Origin of the sequence: Pedobacter foliorum, from assembly GCF_013266735.1 — a bacterium.
Classification (GTDB): domain Bacteria; phylum Bacteroidota; class Bacteroidia; order Sphingobacteriales; family Sphingobacteriaceae; genus Pedobacter; species Pedobacter foliorum.
The window spans coordinates 686,193-709,732 of record NZ_JABSNU010000001.1; the positions used below are offsets into that span (position 1 = coordinate 686,193).

Genomic DNA, 23,540 nt, shown 5'->3' on the forward strand with positions numbered 1-23,540 from the left:
ATGTCCTAAATCATGTTGTTTAAAGCAAAATTCGACCATCTTTACTTTGTCTAATTGATACGGTTATGAATGAAATTATCCTTCAATCGCTTGGAGCTGCAGAGACAGTTACCGGCTCAAAACATTTGCTAAAAACACCGGAACTTACCATATTGATTGACTGTGGGTTGTTCCAGGGCATTAAATCATTGCGTGAACAGAACTGGCATGGTTTAGGTTTTGATCCTTCGGAGATCGACCTGATTATTCTTACCCATGCGCATCTTGATCATTGCGGATACATTCCTTTATTGGTAAAAAGAGGGTTTAAAGGGGATATTTTCATGACGGGTCCTACAAATGAATTGGCACAGCTCATTCTACTCGATAGTGCCAAAATACAAGAAGAGGATGCAGAAAATGCCAACAGGCATCATTATACCAAACATAGTCCGGCCAAGCCTTTGTATACCATTGATGACGCAAAGGCATCATTTAAGTATTTTAGGGTCCGGGACCCCAATGTTTTTGTTCGTTTAAGTGACCACATCCATTTTCAGTTTAAAACCTGTGGACATATCCTCGGCGCCAGTTCGGTGGAGTTGACTTGTTTTGAGAAGAAGATCATTTTTTCAGGTGATATCGGACGTCCAGAGAGTGCAATTCTTGCCAGCCCAGATTATTTTACTGAAGCTGACTTTATCGTTATGGAGTCCACTTATGGCGACCGCCTTCATGGAGATCATGATCCTTATGATGCACTCGCTGCTGTGATCAATGAGACGATCGCTCAAAAAGGCAATGTACTGATTCCGAGTTTCGCAGTTGGCCGGGCTCAGGAGTTGATTTATATGCTGAGCATTTTAAAGAAACAAGGGAAGATACCCTTGAACCTCCCGATCATTATGGATAGTCCCATGGCTTCCGCTGCTACCCGTATTTCATTAAACTATGCAGATGATTACATGAAGATTAGTGCGCTGGAATTTCAACAGATGAACAACCACATTTCCATTAATCAGGATTATAGCAACACCATAGGCTTCATTAAAGATCAAAGTAGTAAAATCGTGATTGCTGCAAGTGGCATGCTGACCGGTGGACGGGTATTGGAATACCTGAAATACTATGTGGGCGACAACCGGAATTCCATCCTGATGATTGGCTTTCAGGCTGAGGGAACGCGTGGACGTGCCTTGCTGAATGCAGCACATGAAGTGAAGATCCATGGAAAATATTATCCGGTTAAGGCCAAGGTGCTAGAAGTCCAGGGCTTGTCTGCACATGCAGATCAATCGGAATTAATGAACTGGATCAGAAAGTTTAAAAAAGCACCCACCCAAATTATGCTGGTTCATGGAGAACCTTGTGCTCAGGAAGCATTGAGGGTGAAAATTCAAACGGAGCTGAATATTCCCGTAAAAATCATGAAGCAAAATCAAGACGCCTTGTTGTTTACCTGTGAAAATAGTGTCGTGTTTCCTCGATTGCAAAAACAAATTGATGAGGCTGACACGAAAGTCAAACGATGAACATGACTTTCTGCACTTTCAGCGCAGGGTTCATGAGGTATTTTCTTGGAACTCCAGTAGGAAGTTCTGTCAAGCAAATCTGCTCTGGACTTAGATTTTCAAGGTACATCATCAATGCGCGAAGGCTGTTCCCATGGGCAACCACTAGCACAGTCTTACCTTCCATCAATTTTGGGGTAATGTGGGTGTAGTAATAGGGTATTACCCTTTCTGCGGTATCTTTAAGACTTTCCCCACCGGGTGGAGCGACGGTAAAAGAGCGGCGCCAGAGCATGACTTGTTCCAGACCATATGCTAAAGCAGTGGCATCTTTGTTTAACCCTTCAAGTTTCCCGTAAGCCCTTTCATAGAGCTGATTGCTCTGGTATACCGGGATATTTTCTAAACTCAGGGCTTCCAAAACAATATCAAGGGTATGTACCGCTCTTTTAAGCGAGGAAGTAAATGCGATTTCAATATGCTCATTTTCTAATAACACTGCTGCATGGCTTGCTTCCAATTTTCCTACCTCAGTCAGGTCAATGTCTTTCCAGCCTGTAAAGCGGTTTTCTAGATTCCATAGGGATTGCCCATGCCTGAGCAGTATCAAAACAGGTTGTTTTTTAGCCATCTCAAGCAATTTCAATTTGTTTATCCAGGTATACATCTTGGATGGCATTCAGCAACTCAATGCCTTCACTTAATGGTTTCTGAAATGCTTTTCTGCCTGCGATAATTCCGGCACCACCTGCGCGCTTATTGATAACTGCTGTTCTAAGTACTGATTTAAGATCATCTGTGCCATCTGAGGCGCCACCCGAGTTGATCAGCCCGACCCTTCCTGAGTAACAATTCAAAACCTGGTAACGACAGAGATCGATGGGGTGGGGCGTACAAAGCTCTGTATACATTTCCTGAACATATTTGCCAAAACTGTTGCCATACTTGTTCAGTGCTTCATAGCCCCCGTTGTTTTCAGGAAGTTTTTGTTCGATAATGTCAGCCTGCAAACTTACCCCAAGGTAGTTCGCCTGTCCGGTAAGATCTGCAGAGGCTTGATAATCCACTTCATCCTGTATAAAATTTTCATTGCGCAGATAACACCATAATATGGTGGCCATCCCTAGTTCATGTGCTTGTTCAAAAGCATTGGATACTGCAATTAACTGCTGGCCAGAGCCTTTGGATCCAAAATAGATGGTGGCTCCAATGGCGACTGCTCCTGTATTCCATGCGTTTTTTACCGATGCATACATCACCTGATCATATTTATTGGGACAGCTGAGCAGTTCATTGTGATTGATCTTGGCGATTAAGGGGATTTTATGGGCATATTTTCTTCCGATAATGGCCAGGTTACCGGCGGTAGCGGCAACGGCATTACAGCCGCCTTCAATGGCAAGTCTGATGATATTTTCAGGATCAAAATAGCTGCGGTTAGTACTGAAAGATGCACCTGCACTGTGCTCTATGCCCTGATCTACGGGTAGTATGGATAAGTATCCGGTACCTGAGAGCCGTCCTGATTTATAAATGGCTTGCAGACTACGCAGTGTTTGATTGCTTCTTGCTGAAGCGACATAAATCCGATCAATGTAATCCGGTCCAGGAAGGCTAAGGGTCTCCTTGCTAACTGCCTGGCATTGGTAAGTGAAAAGACTTTCATTTTCTCCAACCAACTCAACGATTTGGTGGTAATTCATAGCTGTAGTTAATTAATGTTAGGTGGTAAGACCAGTAACGGTAAGACCAATCTTTTCGCTAATTTTTGCGTTTGGCTACCGAGTAGAATTTCATTGATGAAATTCCGGTTTTTGTGAATGACACTTAACAACCCATCCTTTCCACTATTATTGCATAGCTTTTCCAAGCCCTTTACAATGGATTTATCTACGGCGGATTGGCAGGAAATCATAGGGTAATGACATTCTTTTTTTACCAAAGAAAGGAATTGCTGTTGTTGCATATCTTTTTCTCGGCTTGGATCCTCATGGCAAATATTCATTAGAATAATTTCTGCTTTCAAGAGACTGGCCAATTTTGCCAATTTATTAATTGTAGGAATCTCATCCGTATTCAAATCCGTAGCAAATGCGATCCATTTGATCTGAGTTAGTTTTTCCTTGGGCGATACCAATAGTAGCGGCACTGCTGCTGTATCTAACAGGTATCTGGTATGATTACCGAGTAGCAAATGCTTAAGTCCACTACTGGCATGGGTTCCCATGATGATCAGGTTTATATGTCTTTTGGAAACGATGTTGTCAATCTGGTCTGTCATCACGCCGGTTTTGCATGCGTAACTTACAGGCGGATGAAATCCTTTGCCGTGGTCATGATGCTCCAGGTGCTTTTTTAATCTTTTAAGCTCCTCTATGCTTTCTTCTTCAATCAGATCATAGTTTCCAAAAGGTAACAGTATGGTTTCGTATTGAGGAATTTCCGCAGGTACATTAATCACATTGCAAAGGATCACTTCGGCTTCCAACAACTTTGCAAAATCATATCCATATCCGACTGCATGGTTTGCCGTTGGGGAAAAATCAGTTAACAATAACAGTGTTTTCATAATGAGTATATTGATGAACAAAGCAACTTTCTTAAACAAATTTCACGTAAATAAAAGATGGAAAACGTGATTGATATCATTGAAGAGGATGATGCTGAACATGATCTTTTTTGCCTTTTAAGCTTTTTCTCAGGGATGGCCTGTTTCAAATCAATACGATTAGAGCAATTGCGGAACCTCCCATAATGATAAAAGTCATCCATAAAAGTATTTTAGATAACCAGCCGCTTTTATATTCACCCATTATGCTATCGTTGGCGGCAATTTTTATGATTAAAAAAAGTAACGGAACGGCGGCAACCCCATTCATCACAGCTGTATAAATGAGCGCTTTTACTGGATCAATGCCTATAAAATTCATGGCCAGCCCGACTAGGGTAGAGATCATAATGATTCCATAAAATCCATGCGCTTTGTTTAATTTCAGATTTAAGCTTGCCTTCCAGTTGAAAGCTTCTGCTACTGCGTAAGCTGCTGAACCTGATAAAACGGGAACAGCCAATAAGCCCAGACCTATGATTCCTACCGAAAATATCAATTTAGATAAATAGCCGGCATTTGGAAAGGAGTGAACCAATGGCTCTAATGCTTTTGCCGCATCAGCCGCATTTTTAATGTCCCTCACTCCACTGTTGTGTAAGACGGTCGCTGCCACTAAAAGTATACACCAGGTGGTAAATTCAGAAACGATCATCCCTATGTTATTGTCTTTACGCATGGCATGGATTAGGTTCCAGCTAATTTTGGCCTTTCCATTTTCTATCCATCCGTTTTCCTGCTCTTCCTCAACCTCTTGTGAGGCTTCCCAAAAAAACATGTATGGGGTAATTGTGGTTCCAAATACTCCGGTTATAATAAATAGGAAGGAAAAATTGAACTCAAAATGTGGAATTACTGTGGCCTTCAATACAGTTTCCCATGGCTGATCAATGATGAAAGCCGTGATTGGGTAGGCGAACAGGGTGAGCGCAAGCCATTTTAATATCCTCGAATAGACATGGTAGCTTGTAAAGATTTCAAGGAGTAGAATGGTGCCTGTAAAACTAAAAGTAAGGGCTATAAAAGGTAAGGGAAGGAGCAATTGTGCTGCTGCTGCCATAGCACCAATATCAGCGCCGATGTTAATGGTATTTGCCACTACAACCAGGCCAACTACGAAATAGAGTACCGGACGACTGTAGTGCTGTTTTACAACTGCTGCTATTCCTTTCCCTGTAACCAGACCAATACGGGCGCAGGATTCCTGAACCGCTGTCATAAAGGGTAGCATGTACAATGCAGTCCATAATTGACCATAACCAAATTGGGCTCCTGTCTGAGCGTAGGTGGCTATGCCTGATGGATCATCATCCGCTGCTCCGGTGGTTAACCCTGGCCCGAGAATACTGAGCCATTTCCACTTCTTTTTTAATCTCTTTTTATACATTTTAGGTATTCAAATTGATATTAAGGCTTAATAGTTTGTGACTAAATCCTATGATAAAAGTAAATACTTATGGCTTTTGAAAATGTGATCAAAATCATCCTTATTTATGATGATAATCCACATCACGATGCTAAATCATTTGTAGATAGGGAAAGTAAAATTGATTTAGATCAATACTGAATTACCTAAAGATAGAACAGAACGCTTGAAGTCATTGTATCTTTAAACCAAACGTCATCATGTTCCTGATTAAATTATGTTTGAACTACCTTATTTAGAGATTTGTGCCGAAATCTTCGATAAAAGATTTAAAAATAGAGTGCTGCATAAGGTAGATATTCAACAGGAAAAATGTCTTAATGTTTCTATACTGGAACTAAGGGAAAGTCTGGTTGGAAATGAATTGAAAAAAATATGGCGCGAAGGTTTATCCTTACGGTTTCAATTCAAAAATTATGCTGTTCTTGAGTTGAGTTTATCGGATTCTGCGCAGCTGCATGTGATAGAACAAAATTCAGATTATGCTGATTCCGATTTATTGAATCTTTATTTTAGCAGTGGGCAAATGCTATCTGTTAGGGATACTCAGGAATTAAGTAGATTTCGTTTGAAACCTGTTCATGAAAGTGTTCCGGATGTGTTCAGCAAGGAAATGACTTCTGAGTATCTAATAGAATTATTATCCAGTACAGAAGAGGAAATTAAATCGATATTGGTTGATCAAGGGCTGATTAGAGGGATCGGGGAGGCTTACGCTGATGAAATTCTTTGGTATGCAGAAATTTCTCCTTTTTCAATAGCAAGTAAAATCCCCCTGGATAAAGTAAAAATACTTCATAAAACTATTAAATATGTTTTATTGGATGCCATTAAAGAAACAAGAAAGTTAAACGCTTTAAAATTTGATAAAGTTGATCCAGATTTATTGATGATCCATAATGCAGATAGAAAAAATAGTCCTACAGGAAAGACCATTAAAGTAAAAATATGGAACGACACCACCACTTATTATACTGATGAACAAATGCTCTATAAATAAATTTTCATATGCTTTCGTTATTTGTAACGACGCACTAAGCGGATGATATAAAAACGGAAATAGTCATAAAATAAGGCAATTATCAAAAGCAGAATGGGTAATAGAAACTCATCAAATTGATACCACAGAAATAAAAATGTACCCATAACCCCGCCTAATAGAAAAAAGCTAACGATGACTGCCCTCAGCAAAATACTACGCTTTATCCTTAACGTTAGTTTCCATCGTTGAATCATGGCCAATGAAAGATCAGTTCCCAAATCGGTGAACATCCCTGTAAGGTGGGTCGTCCTGACCACTGAGCCTGAGATCATGGAGACCAATGTATTCTGCATTCCCATGGCGAATAGTGGACTGCCGGCATAGTACTCGGTTTGATGTAAGGAGCCATTGTGACCTTGTTTTGATTTTTCTCTGAATACAACGAGGGCAATTGCGAGTCTTTCCGCTGCCGAAGCATCTGAAAATGCTGAAATGTTATTGGCAAATACGGTGAATTCATGGCTTAATGCCTTTAACAGACTAAATGCAAATTGAGGAGAACGCTAAAGAACTTCAAGAAAATCTTCTTTTGGTATAAAACTGGTCGAACTGTCCTCTAAGACCGCCGCTGAATCCTTGACAAGTAAATGCACGACTGGACAAACACACTGGGGATTATTACATACCTTTTGAACAATTGATCCCTAGCCATACCATTTCTGAATAAGGTGGTCAGTAGCTTTGGAGTGTCCAGAAAGCCAATATTATCTTCTGAACTCAAACCGCATCTAAAGTAAAGTATTGCAATTTTACTACTCATGGATAACAGGATTTCTTTTATCTTGTTTCACCCATATTAATCTGGAAGTATCGTATCCGATAGCTCTGGCAATCTTAAGATAATTTGTTTTTACATTATCCGGTATGCTTTTTTCATGGGATAAAATCCACAGGTAGTCTAAATTTTTCCCAGCAACTAAAGCATATTGGTAATTATTGTCAATCGCCAATACATTGTAACCCGCATAAAATGGCCAAAAAAAACTGACCTTTAGCGCGCCGATGTTTTTATCGCCTCTGAATTTAGCAATTCCCTTTGCGGACTTCCATTCCTTTGTTTTATAGTTATAACCACTGTTTAGCACTTTTACATTCCCATTTTCGTCTAAACTGTATTGTGCTACAGTATTATCCAGATCTTTCTCAAAACGAAAGTCAAAACGGGCAATTTCATACCAGCTACCTAAATAGCGATTTACTTCAAAATTGGTAACAGGTTTTGCTTTTTTAGGCACCGATGCACATGAATTTAAAATTACCATTGCTACAATTGCGAGGATTGTCGGAACGAAGATTTTATTTTTCATCATGATCTGCAGGTTTTTGAAATATTTTAAAAAAATAAATGTTGAGTAGAAATTGCGTGTAACCATACACTGCATCTTCTATTGGAATAGTAAGCATCCGAATATTTAAAAAGTTCTTCGGATTGTAATTCACAATCGGAGATTCCAAACCAGCACCCGTCAAAACACCATTCACAGGAAAAAATCCAAGCATCAGAATAGCAAATACAAAAGATGCCTGACCTATCCAGGGTACTCTTACTATAAAATGCAGATAAATTAGCGTTGTTGCTGTTGCTATAGCTGTTACAAACGTGTAGGCTTTATCATGATGTATCAATGCCATAACTACGCATACGATGACACTGACAAAAACAATAATGTTGTTAAAGGCACTTAGCCAACCAAGATTGAAGAATTTGTCCAGGCAGAAATAGGTAAACACACATGAAAATGGAATACAGATGAAAAAAAGCCACTCTTCTATAGGCAGCCCCAAAAGAACCCATCCCGTAGTATAAGCTGTATTGAACCACCATACCTGATGAGCGGTAAACCATACGTCCCAGGCAATAAAAGGAATAGCGACTAAAACGTTCGCTTTCAGAAAGGCAGGAAAATGCTTGTTGAACTGAATTCTCTTATCAAAAGAGAAAATAAAGCAAACACTGATGGTCAGTAAATTTATTAATAAGTAAGTGTAGGGTTTCATTACTTCGCATTTTTATAATACATTTTGAAATATTTCAGTGGAACATACAAAAAACCAAAGCATTCACCATTTTCTTTCCCCAGGTGTTTGTGATGCTGTTTGTGTGCCCTGCGAATAGCCAGTAAGTAAGGGTTTTGGGTATTTGCTAAGTATTTAATGCGTTGGTGTATAAACACGTCATGTACCAGGAAATAAGCGATTCCGTAAAACGTAATAGCAAGCCCGATGTAAAACAAGTAATTATAATGATTTAGGGAACCAAAATAGATCAAAGCAATAGCTGGTAAAGCAAAAATTACAAAGAAGTAATCGTTTTTTTCAAAAGGACCTTCAGTGCTGTGGTCGTGATGGTCATGATGCAATCCCCATAAAAGACCATGCATGATATACTTGTGAATGAACCAGGTGGCACCTTCCATCAATATAAATGTTACCAGTAGGATAATGAAATTCATCTTTAACGTTTTAATGGACTAAATAGCTGTTCCAACACCTGACGGCGGTAGTCGAAAATATACGTTAATTTTTTCTTCACCAAAAACCTGTGTACCATCTCGCCAATGATACCAAAGGGTAATTCATAATCCAAGGTATCTATCATCAAAACTCCCTTCTGGTTTGGGATAAATTCATGATGGTGTCTCCATAATTTGTAAGGACCTTTTTTCTGAGAATCTGTGAAGCTTTTTTGGTAGTTAACCGCTGTAATTTGTGTCTGCCACTTCAGTGGAATACCCAGCACAGGGGATACCGTATAATCGATAATCATTCCTTTATAGATGTCAGCCTCAGGCAGATTACTTAATACCACAAAGCCCATCTCTTTGGGTGTAATACGCGAAAGATTGTGCGGGGAAGAAAAGAAATCCCAGGCTCTATCTATATCACAATATAGTTGTTGCTCGCTATTAAGTTGATAAATCATTTTTTATTTTTTAGATCAGCGACTGTATCATGTTTTTTAAATGAGTAGAGGTAATGTCTTTGTTGTTGGTTTTGATAAATTTTTCGTCTTCCTCAATATTTTTTTTGTATCCCAGAAAAGCGGGACTGTTTTTTTGAACCGACAATCTGAGGATTCTGATTTCTAAATTGCTAGGTTCTGCCATTACCGCGTTATCAATATTCTTTTTGCCTTTGTTAAAGGTTTTGAGTTTTGATATTGGATTGGTAATATGTTTTGCCCATATCATTTGAAAAGCACCCAGGTAGCTGAGGTGTACTGAACTTTCCTTACCTGTACTCAGCCCTTTGATCATTGTCAGACAGATTTTTTTGTCTGAAACAGCTTTTTTGTAATTGGCCCTAATGCTTTCTAAATCCATACTTTGCCCATAACAAGAAATACCAATCAGGAAAAAGACAATCAAAATCATTACTTTTTTTAAAATCATAGTATGGCAATCTTATATTGTACATAGCTAGTCATTGCAAGAGAGAATTTTTGTCCGTTTGGAATACGTATTCTTTGGTTCATAATTTTTTCTGCTGGCGTACCCTTTATTTTTTTGAACAATGACAGGTAGTATTTGTATGCCAGGTAAACGCCGAATTTGGAAGAAACAGGAAGTTTTTTGATTCCGGTTAATGCTTCGTTAAACTCTGCTTGAATCTCATTTTCAATTTCTAATTTGATGTTGTTGTTGAATGTTTTCATATCAATATTAGGGAAGTAAGTGCGTCCCAAGACGTGGTAATCGTCTTTCAGATCGCGTAGAAAGTTTATTTTTTGAAAGGCTGAACCTAATTTCATGGCATAAGGTTTTAGGTTATCGAATGCTTCTTTATTCCCCTCTACAAATACTTGAAGACACATCAATCCTACAACTTCAGCCGAACCTAATATATACTGGTTGTACAAATCTGAATTGTAATCTATTTGCTGTAAATCCATTTGCATGCTATGCAGAAACTGTTCGATCAGGGCTTTGTCAATGGCAAAATTATTCACCGTATCCTGAAAGGATTGTAAAATGGGGTTAAGGGAGATGCCCTCTTGAAGGGCAGTCCAGGTTTCTGTTTTAAAACGTTGCAACAGGCAAGCCTTGTCATAACCCTGAAAGCTGTCGACAATTTCGTCGGCCAGACGCACATACCCGTAGATGGCGTAGATGGCAGGACGAATGGAAGGCTTTAGCGCTAGAATTCCTAATGAAAAACTGGTGCTATATTTTTCCGTAACCGCTTCGCTTACCTTATAAGCCAATTCATCAAATAATTTTTTCACGCGTTTTTTATTTTTAGGTGGTTTACTTCGTTAGCTACAATTTTACCGGAGATAATTGATGGAGGGACACCAGGACCGGGCACGGTCAACTGTCCTGTATAGAAAAGATTAGACAAATGTCTGTTCTTAATGCCGGGTTTCAATACTGCAGTTTGGCCCAAGGTGTTGGCCAGACCATAAGCATTGCCTCCGTAAGCATTGTAATCGCTGATAAAATCATCCACACAATAGCTTCGTTTGTAATTTAGTTTTGCTAATAAATCTTTTGCTCCAGTGTGCTTTTCTAGGCGTTTGATCATATGCTGAAAATATTGCTCACGAATTTTTTCATCATCATTAAGGCCGATTGCTAGTGGCATCAGCAGGAAAATGTTTTCGTGTCCTGTGGGTGCTAAATCAGGATCTGTTTTGGATGGGCAGCACACATAGAACAAGGGGTTTTCAGGCCATTTTTTTTCTTCGTAAATGCTCTTAATATGTTCATCCAAATCATTTTCAAAAAATAAAGTATGATGTTTAAGATTAGGAAGTCTCTCTGTAAACCCTAAATAGTAAATCAGGCAAGAGGGAGCAAATGTTCGACTTTTCCAATATTTTTGATCATAGTTGCGCAATTCGCTGTTTAGCAGAGTTTCGGTATGATGGTAATCCGAAGAAGCAATAATAACATCAAATGCCTTAAACTCCCCATTTACGACGATTCCCCTGGCAACTCCTTCTTCAGTAACGATTTTTTCTACGTTTTGGTTAAAATGAAAAATGGCACCTTGTTTTTCCGCTACTTTTTTCATGCCCAATACCAACTGGTAGAATCCCCCAATGGGATACCAGGTACCCAAAGCATAACCTCCATAGTTCATTAGGCTATAAAGTGCCGGAATATTTTTCGGAGAAGCCCCTAGGAAAATAACAGGGAACTCCATTAAGGTTTTTAGTTTGGGATGTGAAAAATATTTACTAATGTAACTTCTGAAATTTGACAATAGATCCAGTTTTAAAGCGCTCCTGGCAATTTTAGGAGATGCAAACTCCAGCCAGCTGTAGCATGGTTTGTTCGCAAAATCCCGCATGCCAACTTCATATTTATACTTTGCAGCGCTCATGAAGATATCAAGTTTTTTACCTGCTCCTGTTTCCAACTGCTCAAACAAATTTTTTAAATCCTCGTAAGATTCCGGAACGGTAAGCAGTCCATCCTCAAAAACCATTTCAAACTGGGGATTAAGGGATACGAGATGATAAAAGTCACTTGCTTTATAACCAAAGTCCTGAAAGAAATTATCAATAACATCGGGCATCCAATACCAGCTTGGCCCCATATCAAATACATAGCCATTTTCTGTTGTGAATTGTCGGGCTCTTCCTCCAGGTTGAGGATGCTTTTCATAAACATGTACTTCGTTACCAGCCTGCATCGCATAAGCGGCAGCAGAAAGACCGGAAATTCCTGCCCCAATTATCGCTATAGTTTTTTTTGAATCTGATGCTTTCACGAAAGAGTTTTGTTTTTTTAATCTCAGTTACTAAGTTTCTTGATAGATGCAATAGCTTTAATTGCTTTTTAATAAAAAATCATGATAAGCGACATGGATAAGTTGATCGGGCGCTATATTCTTATCATATATATCTTGGTGAAAGCGATCCAGTTTCTGAAGTAGTTTAATCAATTGCATTTTTTCAGTATAGCTAAGGTTTCCGGTCACAATTTGACTGGCTTGCCTGATTTTTTCCATGATATCTTCCAGGGCTTCAATTCCTTTGGTTGTAATCGAAATGATTTTACTTCTCTTATCTTCTGAAGAATCGTGCTGCTGGATCCAGCCTTGCCCAATTAGGCGATTGATGATTTGCATACCTACAGGTTTATCCTGGAGGTTCTTTTTAATCAATTCGGTTTTTGTCATTGATCCAAAGGCCTTTAGATTAATTAAGTATATAAAATCTTCTTGAGTGCTGAACGCTGAGTCACATATAGCTGATCTGGAATAGGTTTTTGCGTATCTATTCATGTGAACAATTAAGGTGTTGATCTCACTATCTGCACTTCGGCCATTTTCTTTCCCCATCCAACCAATATCATAGCCGGGATTTTGCACTTCTTTTTCACCATCATAAATCCACCGTTTGAAGCCAATCAAATCTTTTGTATAAGATTTGGAGTCAACGGTAGACTCAAATTTTTCCATAAGGTCAATAACTTCTTTGATCAGTTGATAATTCATAACGATATAATTGAATTACAAATATACTAAATATTTAAATTATAGTATATTTTAATACTAATTAACTTTTATTTGACTATAAAATCTGTTATTCCTGGATAAACCACATCAAACTGATCCCCCTTCGCCAATTTTGCCTTGACCCAATTAGTGTTAATGATCAGGACATTAGATGTTGTTTTGGAATTGGCGGAGTGAGGTCAATCATTTTGGTTTTTCCAGTCTAGTACTGGTCAGTCATGGTTATCTAAAAATAGGGCTTTGCTTAAACCTTCGGGTTAAGTCTATGGCAGTTTTTACTTAAATTGATTTATATTGGGACAAAAACAATACACCGTTTAAATTTCAATGCAAAATACTGGCCTATGAAAACATTTATCTGCCTGATCATCTTATTTACTGCGACCAGTTTTATCGCAGCCCATGCGCAATCTGTTCAGCCTTATCTGGCTATTATTAAAGTCAAAAATAAGAACAGTCATAAGGGGATATTACAAAGAGTTGATTCTAGTCATGTATTCATTAATTCTGAAAAAGGGATGGAAACTATTCCTGTCCAGTCTATCAAATCAATCAAAATACGGGTACCTAAGAAAGACTACCAGTTAAAGAATTTCACGCCTGATACCCGTAAAAACACAAATTACAAACAAAACGCTGAAGGTAAATTCGTTGACGAATGGGGGAATGAAGAACCTTCCTTAACAGAGATAAAAGATGGTGCTATTGCTTCAGTGCTTGGTAATGTGCTGATCAATAGCGTTGCGCTGCCTATCAGTAAGATCAATCCAAGTATCAGTAACTTTAAAATCAATTACGATAAGTCTATCTATATTAGTCGATTGAATGAATTGTCCTATTATTCGATTCATTATCAAGCGAACCCGGATACAGCAGCTGAATTGCGCAAACTAAAAGAAATATCATTGAAATCTAAGTAACAGCAGCAATTGAGTTACAGAAATATGCTTAGAAAGTCCTAGGATAGTATACTCCATTTCATTTTCCTTTTTTTGATACTGAAATTGAGCAGTGATCGTGTTTTTTTGTAACCCTGTATTACTCATGAGGCAGCTCTCAGTGATGAATCTGATATTTTTTGGTTAAATGACCATTCCAGGATTTCATTATAGGAAATAAATTGACACTCCTAAAAACGTGTGCACTGGTTTAGCTGCAGTTCTATATAGAAATGATCAGGGTTTTCTCTTAGCAATCACTAAAACTGCAGCAACAGCGAAATTTTCATAACGTATTTATATATTTATAAAAATGCTTACGCCTAATCAAAAATCAATGTTCTTCGTGATGAAAAAAAACATCGGAATTCTCTTTTTTGCCGTCCTTTTGTTGATCAGTTTTGCTTCAGTTGAGCGCTCAGCGGGTCAGACGGCTAAATTACCCACAGCCTGGACCAAGGTGGCTATGGAATCAAAAATTCCATTTCCGGAATATCCCAGACCCCAACTTGAGCGCAAGGACTGGCTGTGTTTAAATGGAAAATGGGACTATATAGGAGGTAAGGACGTCATGAATGCCCTGAATCCCGCTAAACCCATAAACTTCGGCGGCAAAACCGATCAAATACTTGTTCCTTACTGTCCGGAGTCTGTACTTTCAGGAATTGAAAGAAAACAGGAAATAAATATGTGGTATCGCAGGAATTTAGACATTCCAGAATCCTGGAAAGATAAACAAGTAATCATTCATTTTGATGCCGTTGACCACGATGCGACTATCTTTGTCAACGGACAAAAAGCGGGATCGCACGCGGGTGGTTATGATGCTTTCAGTTTGAATATCACTCCTTTTTTAAAAAAGGGCACTAATGTACTCATTGTTGCCTCCCATGATCCAAACGATGGCCGGGCACCATCAGGTAAAAATGGTCCACGTGGCGATTATACTTTTTCGTCGGGAATTTGGCAAACGGTTTGGCTTGAGCCGGTAAATAAAAATTACATCAAGAACATTCGGCTACTGCCTGATTTGGCCAATAGCCGCCTGAAGGTAGAGGTGGATGCAGACGCCGCTCAAGTTTCTGCAGTGGTGCTTGACGGAAAAAAAGTGGTTTCTCAAACTAATTCTGAAGCCGGAACTGCATTTTATATTCCAATTAAAAATCCAAAACTATGGTCTCCTGATGCGCCTTTTTTATACGATTTGAAGTTGACTTTAAGCAGTAAAAATGGGGAGGTAACCGATGAGGTAACCAGTTATTTCGGAATGCGTGATGTGAAACTTGGTAAAATGAACGGTGTAATAAGACCGTTACTAAATGACAAATTCGTTATGCAGATCGGCCTACTTGATCAGGGTTACTGGCCCGACGGAATTCTGACCGCGCCAACAGAAGAGGCGCTAAAATATGATGTGGAATTTACCAAGAAAGCAGGATTCAATTTGATTAGAAAACACATGAAAACTGAGCCAAAACGATTTTATTACTGGGCCGACAAACTGGGTTTACTCGTTTGGCAGGACATGCCGGCAATTTGGTACCAACATGAAGACACAGCCAGAACACGAACAGTTTTCCGTAAAGAGCTAAAAGCCATAATAGACGATCATTACAATTCCCCCTCTATCATTACCTGGGTTCCATTTAATGAAAACTGGGGTGCATTTGATGTAAAAGAAATTACGGACTGGGTAAAAAAATATGATCCATCAAGACTTGTAAATGGCAATTCTGGCTTCAACAACAATCCCGGTTACCAGAAAGCTGCTGGGGATCCTGGGAATGGCGATTTTGTAGATACCCATATCTATATCGGACCGAACGATGCTTCGGTTCCTGATGATAAGCGAGCAGCATCACTCGGTGAATTTGGAGGCGTGGGTTTATTTGTAAGGGGGCATATGTGGCCTGTGGAAAATAACGCCTATGCTTATGAGCCTACCAAAGCTGCGCTTACAGACCGCTACATTCTTTTGCTAGATCAGGTTGAGCAGCTCATGAAATATAAAGGATTAAGTGTCGCGGTATATACACAAACGACAGATGTGGAGCATGAAGTCAATGGCCTTTTGACCTATGACCGCGCTGTTGAGAAAATGGATATTGAAAGAATCAGGGAGGTTAATCAGGCTGTGATTAACGAAGGGAAGAAGCTCAAATGATAAGATTTGTTTTCTTGTTTTTTTTTCAATCCTGTTCAGCAACATAAACCAAGACCACATTTTCTAATTAAGCAGTTGAAAGCGTAAGTAAATTAGGTTTAGACACCCAATGATGCACCGATGGTTACTTTCGGTGATCAGACCCTGAAGGAATTAAAAAAATTGCAAAAGCCAATTTATTTCCTCTGTAATATTTCGAAATCCGATAGCAAAAGCTGAGTTAGGCTCGAATAAATCAATGTTTGAATAACACATAATTGTAACTTTGACTGTTACACTTTTGATATGGGATTGGAAAAAATTCAGCATATAATCAAATATATTGAGGAACATTACCATCAAAATGTTTCGATTCAAAAATTAGAGCACATCTCTAATTATTCTTATCGGAATGTCCAGCGTGTATTTAAGGCTATTTTTAACGAATCATTAGGCGCATTTCAAAAAAGACTGAGACTTGAGCATGCTTACAAAAAACTGATTTATACCAGTGATACCATCACTGATATTGCTTATGCTGTAGGTTTTGATAGTTTGCAGTCTCTTTCTAAAGCTTTTAAAAAACAGTTTAAAGTTTCACCCATTCAGGCAAGAACAGAAAAGCTGATGGTTTTTGAAAATTTCATCAATAGCAGTAGGGAAGAAGACAAACATATAAATTATGAGCTGGTTTTTTTAAAGGAAATGAAGGTGTTTTACATTGGAATCCAAACAAAAAACTATAACAACGACGAAATAGAGTCACTATGGGATAAAATTGATACCCTTACCGGAAAGGACAATGCCACAGCATATTTTGGAATCATAGTGGATCAACCATTAATTACCGATAAATTAAAATGCAGGTATGAAGCTTGTATAGATAGCGCACCTACCGGTAATGAATTCCTTTCGACAAGTATTTTTGGCGGCAGATATGCCAAGTACATCCATAAGGGGAGCTATAGTTTAATAGAAGATACCTACAGGCAAATCTATAAAGACTGGCTTGCTAACCCGGTACTTGAATTTGATAGTTCTCCTATTATAGAACATTATGGGAAAAATGATTCTAACACCCGAAACATGGATGACTACATTACAGAAATCCTTATTCCGGTTAAAAAAAAATAGTTGTCAATTTTGGACAACAGATCGATCTGTATTATCAGTTCCTTTGTCAACAATTGACTGTTTAAACTTAAAAAATGAACAAAATGCTATTTCTGATGATATCTATATTAACTACTTTTTCTTCCTGTCAAAAGAGTGAAGAAAATTATCAACCTGCAGATTCTGCAATAATGTATACCATGCCCGAAGAGTCCGCCCCGCACGAAGGCACATGGCTTCAGTGGCCTCATCAATATCAATACGGTATTACTTATCGCAATAGGCTGGATGACACCTGGGTGAAAATGACACAAGCATTAGTAGAAAGCGAAAATGTTCATATTGTTGCATTTGATGACGCAGAAAAAAAGAGGATCATGCACTTGCTGGATAAGGCAGGTATTCCTTTAACCAATGTGGATTTTAAAATTCATCAAACTGATGATGTTTGGGTCAGAGACAATGGACCAATCTATGTACGAGACCAGAAAGGGCAGCTGATCATTGAAGATTGGGGTTTTAATGGTTGGGGCAAAAAAGCAGCTTATCAAAATTGTAATGCCATTCCTGCAAAAATCGCCAATGATCAAAACAAGGAAAAAATCGATCTGAATAAGGTCATGATAAATGAAGGTGGGGCTATTGAAATTGATGGTAATGGAACACTGCTGGCAACTAAAAGCGCTATCCTGAATAACAACAGGAACCCTGATATGACACAGGCCCAAGCAGAAGCAATTTTCACTAAATACCTGGGTGGAACCAAATACATTTGGTTAAAAGGAAAGGCCGGTCTTGAAATCACGGACATGCACATAGATGGCTTTGCCCGGTTTGGTAATACCACAACTTTAGTAACCATGAATGAAGATGATTTACTAGATTGGCAAGTTCCCGATGAAGATATTCGTACCCTTTATGCAGCCACTGATAAAAATGGAATACGCTATAACATTGTGAAGGTTCCTTTAACACAAAATGATGTGGTAACAACTTATGGCAAAAAATTGGGTTACAAAGGTTCCTATGTAAATTATTATATAGGAAATAAAAAAGTACTGGTTCCTAATTATAATGATCCTAATGATGCTGTAGCAAACAAAATCATACAAAGCCTCTATCCTGATAGAACCGTAGTTGGGATAGATGTGAGAGACTTATATGCCAATGGAGGAATGATTCATTGCGTAACGCAACAACAGCCAAAGGACAAATGATAAGAAACATAAAAAACGAGATGAAACCTACTTTTTTCTTTTTAACCTAGATATTACTTTAAAAGTGCCAGGCTTAGAAGCAGCCAGGCACTTTTAAAGTAATGACCTGGAATTTATCACAAGTGAAATGATATCAAGGTTATAAATTATGGGTTTCGTATTTCCCGGTAGCTTTTGTCAAGTCAATTCTGTATACCACAAGACTATCGTGGTCCTCAACCTTAATTCCATGTGAGCTATCTTGTGATGGCCGGTTAGTTAAAGGCATAATCCGGTGTATGATGCCCTGCATAGCCTGTTGACGTTCCTCACCCGTCAGTTCAACAAAATCCCCCCAAAGAATAGCACTTTTCCAGCGAAAAGTATCCTTGATCTGGTCTACCTGAAAGCATACCTTTGGATTGGCACGCATCATCTCTATTTTCTTCCCATTCCCAGAATGGGCGTAAATCGCGTTGTTTTTGTACACATAATTAACCGGTACTACGTACGTTTCACCATCTAAATGGCAACCGATCCTGCCAACAATCTGGCTTTCGAGTAGATCAATCAGCTCTTTTTTATTTAGTTCTCCCAGCATTTTTTATGATTTATAAGTTTTAAACCCAATTTAAATTTTCAGTAAGCAATTACCATGTTAATTGCTGCTTAAGACAGCCTACTTATTCGTAGGTAAGAATATCTTGATCAAATATGGAAAGAAGGGACAGAATTATCTATGATCTATATCACTTTTACAGGGACATTTACTAAGCTCGAAGTTTTAAATGAAGTAATATTAAAATTAAAAAGATCTTTTCAGTAAATACGATCCTAATATAAGGCTAGTCAAAAAAGGTTATCCTGCCAGGATAGGGAGCACAAAAAGAACTATTTAAAATAATTGTAACTTTTGACCGACCAACATTGTCTCCTATACAAATACATGGATACTGAACGTTATAAACATTTTTTAAATAGTCACAGTAAGCTTTACCGTTTTGCCTTGTCTTTGACAAAGGATAGCGATGATGCCAAGGACATTCATCAGGAATCATTAATGAAACTCTGGCAGCTGAGGGATGAATGGACAAACTGGGAAAACTTTGAAGCTTACGCAATGCGGATGGTACGTAATACTTTTCTAAATTATTCTAGAAAAAAAAACAGTCAGCGGTATACCGCTTTGGAGGATATTACAGAAGATCTTTTGCCTAATGATACGGACAGAGAAATGGTACTGACCGATTTAAGAATGAGGTTTAATGCGCTAATCAACAAACTACCTGAAGTGCAACGGAACATTTTGTATCTGCGTGAAATAGAAGAAATGGAATACAAGGAGATCAGCCAAATACTGCAAATCACCGAGTCGCAGGTTAAGGTTTATCTGTTTAGAGGAAGACAATACTTAAGAAATAAAATGCATGGAAAAAGATAAGATGATGTTGCTGCTTGAAAAATATTGGAGGGCAGAAACTACGATTGAGGAGGAAAGACTAATTAAGCAGCATTTTGCGACGCAGGAACTAAATGATGGGCTTTCTGAAGACGAAACTTGGTTTGAAGCAATCAAAGATTTTAAAGCCATAGAAAATAATGAAGTTCAGTTTACAGAAACAAAGCCGAAGACCGGAGCTAAGGTGATCCACCTCAGTGCGCTATTAAAGGTCGCTGCAACGATAGTGCTGATCGCAGGTATCACTTTTTTAGGGTTAACCGTTAACCATAAATTGCAAGCTAAGAGAGACCTGGCGCTTCAGCAAAAGGCAGAGGCCAGTTTATTTTCTATTTCAAAGGCACTTAATCATGGCTACAATAGTCTTAATGAGGCCACCGAATCGATGTCAAATATTAAATCTCCAAAACAATAATATGAAAACTATAATTCTTTCCATATATCTTCTACTCAGCACAGCTGCATTTACGTCCGGCCAGGGGAAACCTGCATCCCAAACCAAAACGATGATCGACCTTTATTTTAGCCGTTATTCCGATGAACCAAAATATGAGGTAAACACCATGGGTGAGGCCATGGTAAAGCGCACGAACGAGATGCACATGTGGTCACATCCCAGTATTGCACGCATTATGAAACAGGTCAAGGTTTACAAGTATCTAAATTTTAATAGTTCGCCACAACATTCAGAAGAAATCGTTAACCAAATAGATAAAGCGGTAAACAAAGACAACTGGTATAAAGAGTATTTTAAGTGGGAACTTAATGACAGAACATCTTCGGTCATTTACACCCGCGGTAAAGAAAACATGGTCACTGAAGTAGTTTATTTTACAATCAGTGCTAAGAAAATACACGTCAGTTGCTATGTAGGCGATAACATCGATATGGAAAGCATCCGTTCTCTTGTTTTGAATAAATAGCCAAACCATCAAATCATCTTAATTCTAAATTATGAAAAGATACATTTTTATCTTAATGGGATTCTTATTGCCTTTTTTTTCCATTGCTCAGCTGCAATCCGGTCCTGGCTCAAGTCTTGTAGGGAAGGTAGTTGATAGCGAAACAAAGCAGCCTTTAGCACTTGCAACAGTGACCATATTTGATCTAAAAAAGGATTCAGGTCTGGTCGCAACTGAAAGCACGACTCCCGATGGCAACTTTTTGTTTAAGCTTAAACCAGGCCTATACCTGGCTAAGATTAGTCTTGTTGGTTACCTCAGGTCAACAAGCAAACCGTTTGAAATTTCTATCACAAACGCCAAACAGGATTCATTATTAGTAAGCATGCATAAATCTCAAAATGAACTTACCGAAGTTGTTATAAATGGTGCAAACAAAACCATTGCGTACATTCCTGGCGGTTATAAATTCAATGTAGATAAGTCTATTGGAGCTACGGGTAGTGTTTTTGAGCTACTCAGGCAGGTTCCGGGAGTAACTATAGATGGCAGCAACAGCATAAAACTTCAGGGTAAAGGTCCCACTGTACTTGTCAACGGCCGGAAAGTAAACATCACAGGTGACGATCTGGCGGCTTATTTAAAAAGTATATCCGCAACACAGGTTGCTGATATTGCTGTCAACAGCAACCCAAACGCTAAATTTGACTCAGCTGGTGAAGGTGGCATTCTTGATATTAAACTCAAACAACACAGGGTTCCGGGGTTCTATGGAAACATCTCTTCAAATATTTCTACATTGGTCAGTACGGACAATAGTGCCAATGTCAACTTCAAGAGAAGCAAGTGGGACATCTCAGGCAGCTACAGTTATACCTACAAAGAAGACTTTTACCATAGGAGCAACTATTATGAGAACAGGAATCTGCCAGATTCCCTTTATATTTTCAGACAAAAAAGTTCAGCAGACCGCAACCAGAAAAGTAGTTACATCAGAACAGGGCTTACCTATGAGATGGATTCAACCAGTTTAGTAACTTTCAATTTCTTTGGGGCAAGGTTTAATTTGAGCAGTCCCAGCCATTTGACTTCAGAAATATTTAACAGGGCTGACATTTTCCAAAATAATTATTTACAAAATGAAAGCAACCTTACTCACAACAACTTTTACATCAATGATCTACTGTATAAAAAAACTTTTAGAAATAAGGATATCCTGAACTTGGGATTCAATTATTCCAAATACAGTAACCGGTCAGATCGAACATTTAACAGAAGGTTTTACGACATCAATAATCACCCTGTTTCTGACAACTATGAAGATAACAGGATGATAAACACCCTGCGGCCATACAAGCTTACCGCCACCAACATTGATTATACCGCCAATATCAGTAAATCTATGAAGCTTGACCTTGGAACTAAATTTACCCATACCAGTACAGGCAGCTATTTCATCAACGCAGTTTACGATACGCTGACCAACATTTACGTCAACGATCCTATTTTATCAAATAGGGTTGATTACAGGGAAAATATCACAGCCATCTATGGACTGCTGTCAGGAAAACTAAAGAAGTTTAACTATCAACTTGGTTTGCGGTATGAGGGCTTTAATTATAGTTTAACTTCACCTTCGTTGACTTCTCCATCAAGCAACAGCTATTCTAATTTTTTCCCAAGTCTTAACTTGTCTCTTGCTTCCAGTGACCATCAATCCAATTATTCATTAAATCTGGGCAGGCGTATACAGAGGCCAGGATATTCGATGTTAAATCCCTTCCTGAATGTAATATCTTTAGGTCAATATAGCAGTGGGAACCCTTACCTAAAGCCTTACCTGATAAATAAAGGCGAATTTCAATTTTCAAGAAGTTATGGGAATGGAAATTTCTTTATGGCTTCTTTATTTGTAGCTAATTCAAGCAACATCTACAGCGCGGTATTCAAATACGATCCGGTAACAAATATGAATTTTGATACTTACGAAAATTTTAGGAGTACACAACAGTACGGCGGTTATCTGGTTTTACAAAACACAGTAACTAAATGGTTCAATTTAAACGCCTATTTAGCCGGAACTCAGTCAACTTTTTCCACGAAGATTTCAGATGACATTCTATTCCCTGGTAACCTTTCCTTTACCGGAAATTTAAGCCTGAATTTTACAGCAAAAAATACAAAGTTTCAAGTCTACGGATATTGCGTGACAGCAAACAATTACTTTCAGCTTAAGAATGCAACAAATGGTAATATAAGTATAGCAGTCCAGCAAAAGCTCTTTAAAAGCCGTATGACCGCCTCCTTAAACTTTGAAGACATACTCAATATTAACCAGTTTCCTGTTACGGTTAATACGACCAATGTATATATTCATTCCTTGAATAAGCTGCAATCGCAATATGTTCGATTTGGTTTCAATTATGCGTTCGGTAAAAGTTTCAATAGTAAAAGCCTAAAGGATTTGAAAAAAGACAGCCGCATTGATTAGAAATCAGTAAGAAATTGATTGAAAAGGAGCTACTTTAGACTTTCTCCTTGTCTTGTTCTGCCATAGCTTGTCATTGAAGCCAAGCAAAAATGAAAGCATAAACAGAACAAGACAACTTGCAATTGGTTTACATACAAAAGATGTAAATTCCGTTGGTAAGCTGATATACTTTAAAAACATTTCCTGACCCCTGCAACCTTTAATATTGACATTGCGTCTTCTATATTGTATTTAGCTTGCTTAGCTGTTATAGACTTTCTGATA

At 38.4% G+C, this 23,540-nt stretch carries 24 protein-coding genes; 10 read left to right on the forward strand and 14 right to left on the reverse strand.

The window, feature by feature from the left end:
* Positions 1 to 65: 65 nt before the first annotated feature.
* Positions 66 to 1,511 (forward strand): MBL fold metallo-hydrolase RNA specificity domain-containing protein, encoded by a 1,446-nt coding sequence (locus HQN83_RS03155; protein ID WP_173088504.1) that lies wholly within the window; start codon positions 66 to 68, stop codon positions 1,509 to 1,511.
* Here the strand turns inward: HQN83_RS03155 and HQN83_RS03160 are convergent.
* The 4 genes from HQN83_RS03160 to HQN83_RS03175 form a co-directional block, all read right to left on the reverse strand.
* Positions 1,501 to 2,121 (reverse strand): 2,3-bisphosphoglycerate-dependent phosphoglycerate mutase, encoded by a 621-nt coding sequence (locus HQN83_RS03160; protein ID WP_173088506.1) that lies wholly within the window; start codon positions 2,119 to 2,121, stop codon positions 1,501 to 1,503. The genes HQN83_RS03155 and HQN83_RS03160 overlap by 11 nt on opposite strands.
* A gap of 1 nt (position 2,122) precedes the next feature.
* The gene (locus HQN83_RS03165) at positions 2,123 to 3,193 is read right to left on the reverse strand and encodes a class I fructose-bisphosphate aldolase (protein ID WP_173088508.1); all 1,071 of its coding nucleotides are present in this window, start codon (positions 3,191 to 3,193) and stop codon (positions 2,123 to 2,125) included.
* An 8-nt stretch (positions 3,194 to 3,201) separates the two neighbouring features.
* Complete coding sequence (locus HQN83_RS03170; RefSeq protein WP_173088510.1) at positions 3,202 to 4,059, reverse strand: universal stress protein; 858 nt, start codon at positions 4,057 to 4,059, stop codon at positions 3,202 to 3,204.
* Between the two features lie 145 nt (positions 4,060 to 4,204).
* The gene (locus tag HQN83_RS03175) at positions 4,205 to 5,485 is read right to left on the reverse strand and encodes an NRAMP family divalent metal transporter (protein WP_173088512.1); all 1,281 of its coding nucleotides are present in this window, start codon (positions 5,483 to 5,485) and stop codon (positions 4,205 to 4,207) included.
* A 256-nt stretch (positions 5,486 to 5,741) separates the two neighbouring features.
* On the opposite strand from HQN83_RS03175, the gene HQN83_RS03180 reads away from it, so the two are divergent.
* Positions 5,742 to 6,524 (forward strand): DNA-formamidopyrimidine glycosylase family protein, encoded by a 783-nt coding sequence (locus HQN83_RS03180; RefSeq protein ID WP_173088514.1) that lies wholly within the window; start codon positions 5,742 to 5,744, stop codon positions 6,522 to 6,524.
* Between the two features lie 17 nt (positions 6,525 to 6,541).
* On the opposite strand, the gene HQN83_RS25365 is transcribed toward HQN83_RS03180, so the two are convergent.
* The 9 genes from HQN83_RS25365 to HQN83_RS03225 form a co-directional block, all read right to left on the reverse strand.
* Positions 6,542 to 7,045 carry a YoaK family protein gene (locus HQN83_RS25365; protein WP_173088813.1) on the reverse strand — a complete coding sequence of 168 codons (504 nt, stop codon included), beginning with the start codon at positions 7,043 to 7,045 and terminating at the stop codon, positions 6,542 to 6,544.
* 273 nt (positions 7,046 to 7,318) lie between these two features.
* Complete coding sequence (locus tag HQN83_RS03190; protein ID WP_246254204.1) at positions 7,319 to 7,876, reverse strand: lipocalin family protein; 558 nt, start codon at positions 7,874 to 7,876, stop codon at positions 7,319 to 7,321.
* Positions 7,863 to 8,564, reverse strand: a complete 702-nt coding sequence (locus HQN83_RS03195) for a lycopene cyclase domain-containing protein (protein WP_173088517.1) — start codon at positions 8,562 to 8,564, stop codon at positions 7,863 to 7,865. Before HQN83_RS03195 ends, HQN83_RS03190 begins: the two co-directional genes overlap by 14 nt.
* Positions 8,564 to 9,019 (reverse strand): sterol desaturase family protein, encoded by a 456-nt coding sequence (locus tag HQN83_RS03200; RefSeq protein ID WP_173088519.1) that lies wholly within the window; start codon positions 9,017 to 9,019, stop codon positions 8,564 to 8,566. The genes HQN83_RS03195 and HQN83_RS03200 overlap by 1 nt, the downstream gene beginning before the upstream one ends.
* Before the next feature lie 2 nt (positions 9,020 to 9,021).
* Positions 9,022 to 9,489 (reverse strand): SRPBCC family protein, encoded by a 468-nt coding sequence (locus tag HQN83_RS03205; protein WP_173088521.1) that lies wholly within the window; start codon positions 9,487 to 9,489, stop codon positions 9,022 to 9,024.
* 10 nt (positions 9,490 to 9,499) lie between these two features.
* Positions 9,500 to 9,958 carry a hypothetical protein gene (locus HQN83_RS03210; RefSeq protein WP_217277297.1) on the reverse strand — a complete coding sequence of 153 codons (459 nt, stop codon included), beginning with the start codon at positions 9,956 to 9,958 and terminating at the stop codon, positions 9,500 to 9,502.
* A complete protein-coding gene (locus tag HQN83_RS03215) occupies positions 9,955 to 10,791 on the reverse strand; it encodes a phytoene/squalene synthase family protein (protein WP_173088523.1) in 837 nt (278 codons plus the stop codon). The genes HQN83_RS03210 and HQN83_RS03215 overlap by 4 nt, the downstream gene beginning before the upstream one ends.
* Positions 10,788 to 12,284 carry a phytoene desaturase family protein gene (locus HQN83_RS03220; protein ID WP_173088525.1) on the reverse strand — a complete coding sequence of 499 codons (1,497 nt, stop codon included), beginning with the start codon at positions 12,282 to 12,284 and terminating at the stop codon, positions 10,788 to 10,790. The genes HQN83_RS03215 and HQN83_RS03220 overlap by 4 nt, the downstream gene beginning before the upstream one ends.
* 57 nt (positions 12,285 to 12,341) lie before the next feature.
* The gene (locus tag HQN83_RS03225; protein ID WP_173088527.1) at positions 12,342 to 13,013 is read right to left on the reverse strand and encodes a MarR family winged helix-turn-helix transcriptional regulator; all 672 of its coding nucleotides are present in this window, start codon (positions 13,011 to 13,013) and stop codon (positions 12,342 to 12,344) included.
* A 365-nt stretch (positions 13,014 to 13,378) separates the two neighbouring features.
* Here HQN83_RS03225 and HQN83_RS03230 point away from each other — a divergent pair, with 365 nt between their 5' ends.
* The 4 genes from HQN83_RS03230 to HQN83_RS03245 all read left to right on the forward strand — a co-directional run bounded on the left by HQN83_RS03230 (position 13,379) and on the right by HQN83_RS03245 (position 18,445).
* Positions 13,379 to 13,954 carry a hypothetical protein gene (locus tag HQN83_RS03230; RefSeq protein ID WP_173088529.1) on the forward strand — a complete coding sequence of 192 codons (576 nt, stop codon included), beginning with the start codon at positions 13,379 to 13,381 and terminating at the stop codon, positions 13,952 to 13,954.
* A gap of 367 nt (positions 13,955 to 14,321) precedes the next feature.
* The gene (locus tag HQN83_RS03235; RefSeq protein WP_173088531.1) at positions 14,322 to 16,136 is read left to right on the forward strand and encodes a glycoside hydrolase family 2 protein; all 1,815 of its coding nucleotides are present in this window, start codon (positions 14,322 to 14,324) and stop codon (positions 16,134 to 16,136) included.
* 285 nt (positions 16,137 to 16,421) lie between these two features.
* Positions 16,422 to 17,249 carry an AraC family transcriptional regulator gene (locus HQN83_RS03240; protein WP_173088533.1) on the forward strand — a complete coding sequence of 276 codons (828 nt, stop codon included), beginning with the start codon at positions 16,422 to 16,424 and terminating at the stop codon, positions 17,247 to 17,249.
* A 74-nt stretch (positions 17,250 to 17,323) separates the two neighbouring features.
* Positions 17,324 to 18,445, forward strand: a complete 1,122-nt coding sequence (locus HQN83_RS03245; protein ID WP_173088534.1) for an agmatine deiminase family protein — start codon at positions 17,324 to 17,326, stop codon at positions 18,443 to 18,445.
* Between the two features lie 139 nt (positions 18,446 to 18,584).
* Here the strand turns inward: HQN83_RS03245 and HQN83_RS03250 are convergent, their stop codons facing one another.
* Complete coding sequence (locus tag HQN83_RS03250) at positions 18,585 to 19,025, reverse strand: pyridoxamine 5'-phosphate oxidase family protein (protein ID WP_173088536.1); 441 nt, start codon at positions 19,023 to 19,025, stop codon at positions 18,585 to 18,587.
* 345 nt (positions 19,026 to 19,370) lie between these two features.
* Between HQN83_RS03250 and HQN83_RS03255 the strand changes: the two genes are divergently transcribed.
* The 4 genes from HQN83_RS03255 to HQN83_RS03270 are packed head-to-tail and all read left to right on the forward strand — an operon-like array spanning position 19,371 to position 23,276.
* A complete protein-coding gene (locus tag HQN83_RS03255) occupies positions 19,371 to 19,865 on the forward strand; it encodes an RNA polymerase sigma factor (RefSeq protein WP_173088538.1) in 495 nt (164 codons plus the stop codon).
* Entirely contained in the window at positions 19,852 to 20,298 is a 447-nt protein-coding gene (locus HQN83_RS03260) for a hypothetical protein (RefSeq protein ID WP_173088540.1), read from the forward strand. The genes HQN83_RS03255 and HQN83_RS03260 overlap by 14 nt, the downstream gene beginning before the upstream one ends.
* A 1-nt stretch (position 20,299) precedes the next feature.
* Complete coding sequence (locus HQN83_RS03265) at positions 20,300 to 20,806, forward strand: DUF4252 domain-containing protein (RefSeq protein ID WP_173088542.1); 507 nt, start codon at positions 20,300 to 20,302, stop codon at positions 20,804 to 20,806.
* Positions 20,807 to 20,837: 31 nt separating this feature from the next.
* The gene (locus tag HQN83_RS03270; protein ID WP_173088544.1) at positions 20,838 to 23,276 is read left to right on the forward strand and encodes an outer membrane beta-barrel family protein; all 2,439 of its coding nucleotides are present in this window, start codon (positions 20,838 to 20,840) and stop codon (positions 23,274 to 23,276) included.
* Positions 23,277 to 23,540: the final 264 nt, after the last annotated feature.

Excerpts from the sequence above, each read along its gene's own strand:
- HQN83_RS03155 (WP_173088504.1), top strand. The coding sequence starts at position 66 with ATGAATGAAATTATCCTTCAATCGCTTGGAGCTGCAGAGACAGTTACC.
- HQN83_RS03160 (WP_173088506.1), bottom strand. The coding sequence starts at position 2,121 with ATGGCTAAAAAACAACCTGTTTTGATACTGCTCAGGCATGGGCAATCC.
- HQN83_RS03165 (WP_173088508.1), bottom strand. The coding sequence starts at position 3,193 with ATGAATTACCACCAAATCGTTGAGTTGGTTGGAGAAAATGAAAGTCTT.
- HQN83_RS03170 (WP_173088510.1), bottom strand. The coding sequence starts at position 4,059 with ATGAAAACACTGTTATTGTTAACTGATTTTTCCCCAACGGCAAACCAT.
- HQN83_RS03175 (WP_173088512.1), bottom strand. The coding sequence starts at position 5,485 with ATGTATAAAAAGAGATTAAAAAAGAAGTGGAAATGGCTCAGTATTCTC.
- HQN83_RS03180 (WP_173088514.1), top strand. The coding sequence starts at position 5,742 with ATGTTTGAACTACCTTATTTAGAGATTTGTGCCGAAATCTTCGATAAA.
- HQN83_RS03190 (WP_246254204.1), bottom strand. The coding sequence starts at position 7,876 with ATGATGAAAAATAAAATCTTCGTTCCGACAATCCTCGCAATTGTAGCA.
- HQN83_RS03195 (WP_173088517.1), bottom strand. The coding sequence starts at position 8,564 with ATGAAACCCTACACTTACTTATTAATAAATTTACTGACCATCAGTGTT.
- HQN83_RS03200 (WP_173088519.1), bottom strand. The coding sequence starts at position 9,019 with ATGAATTTCATTATCCTACTGGTAACATTTATATTGATGGAAGGTGCC.
- HQN83_RS03205 (WP_173088521.1), bottom strand. The coding sequence starts at position 9,489 with ATGATTTATCAACTTAATAGCGAGCAACAACTATATTGTGATATAGAT.
- HQN83_RS03210 (WP_217277297.1), bottom strand. The coding sequence starts at position 9,958 with ATGATTTTAAAAAAAGTAATGATTTTGATTGTCTTTTTCCTGATTGGT.
- HQN83_RS03225 (WP_173088527.1), bottom strand. The coding sequence starts at position 13,013 with ATGAATTATCAACTGATCAAAGAAGTTATTGACCTTATGGAAAAATTT.
- HQN83_RS03230 (WP_173088529.1), top strand. The coding sequence starts at position 13,379 with ATGAAAACATTTATCTGCCTGATCATCTTATTTACTGCGACCAGTTTT.
- HQN83_RS03235 (WP_173088531.1), top strand. The coding sequence starts at position 14,322 with ATGAAAAAAAACATCGGAATTCTCTTTTTTGCCGTCCTTTTGTTGATC.
- HQN83_RS03240 (WP_173088533.1), top strand. The coding sequence starts at position 16,422 with ATGGGATTGGAAAAAATTCAGCATATAATCAAATATATTGAGGAACAT.
- HQN83_RS03245 (WP_173088534.1), top strand. The coding sequence starts at position 17,324 with ATGAACAAAATGCTATTTCTGATGATATCTATATTAACTACTTTTTCT.
- HQN83_RS03250 (WP_173088536.1), bottom strand. The coding sequence starts at position 19,025 with ATGCTGGGAGAACTAAATAAAAAAGAGCTGATTGATCTACTCGAAAGC.
- HQN83_RS03255 (WP_173088538.1), top strand. The coding sequence starts at position 19,371 with ATGGATACTGAACGTTATAAACATTTTTTAAATAGTCACAGTAAGCTT.
- HQN83_RS03260 (WP_173088540.1), top strand. The coding sequence starts at position 19,852 with ATGGAAAAAGATAAGATGATGTTGCTGCTTGAAAAATATTGGAGGGCA.
- HQN83_RS03265 (WP_173088542.1), top strand. The coding sequence starts at position 20,300 with ATGAAAACTATAATTCTTTCCATATATCTTCTACTCAGCACAGCTGCA.
- HQN83_RS03270 (WP_173088544.1), top strand. The coding sequence starts at position 20,838 with ATGAAAAGATACATTTTTATCTTAATGGGATTCTTATTGCCTTTTTTT.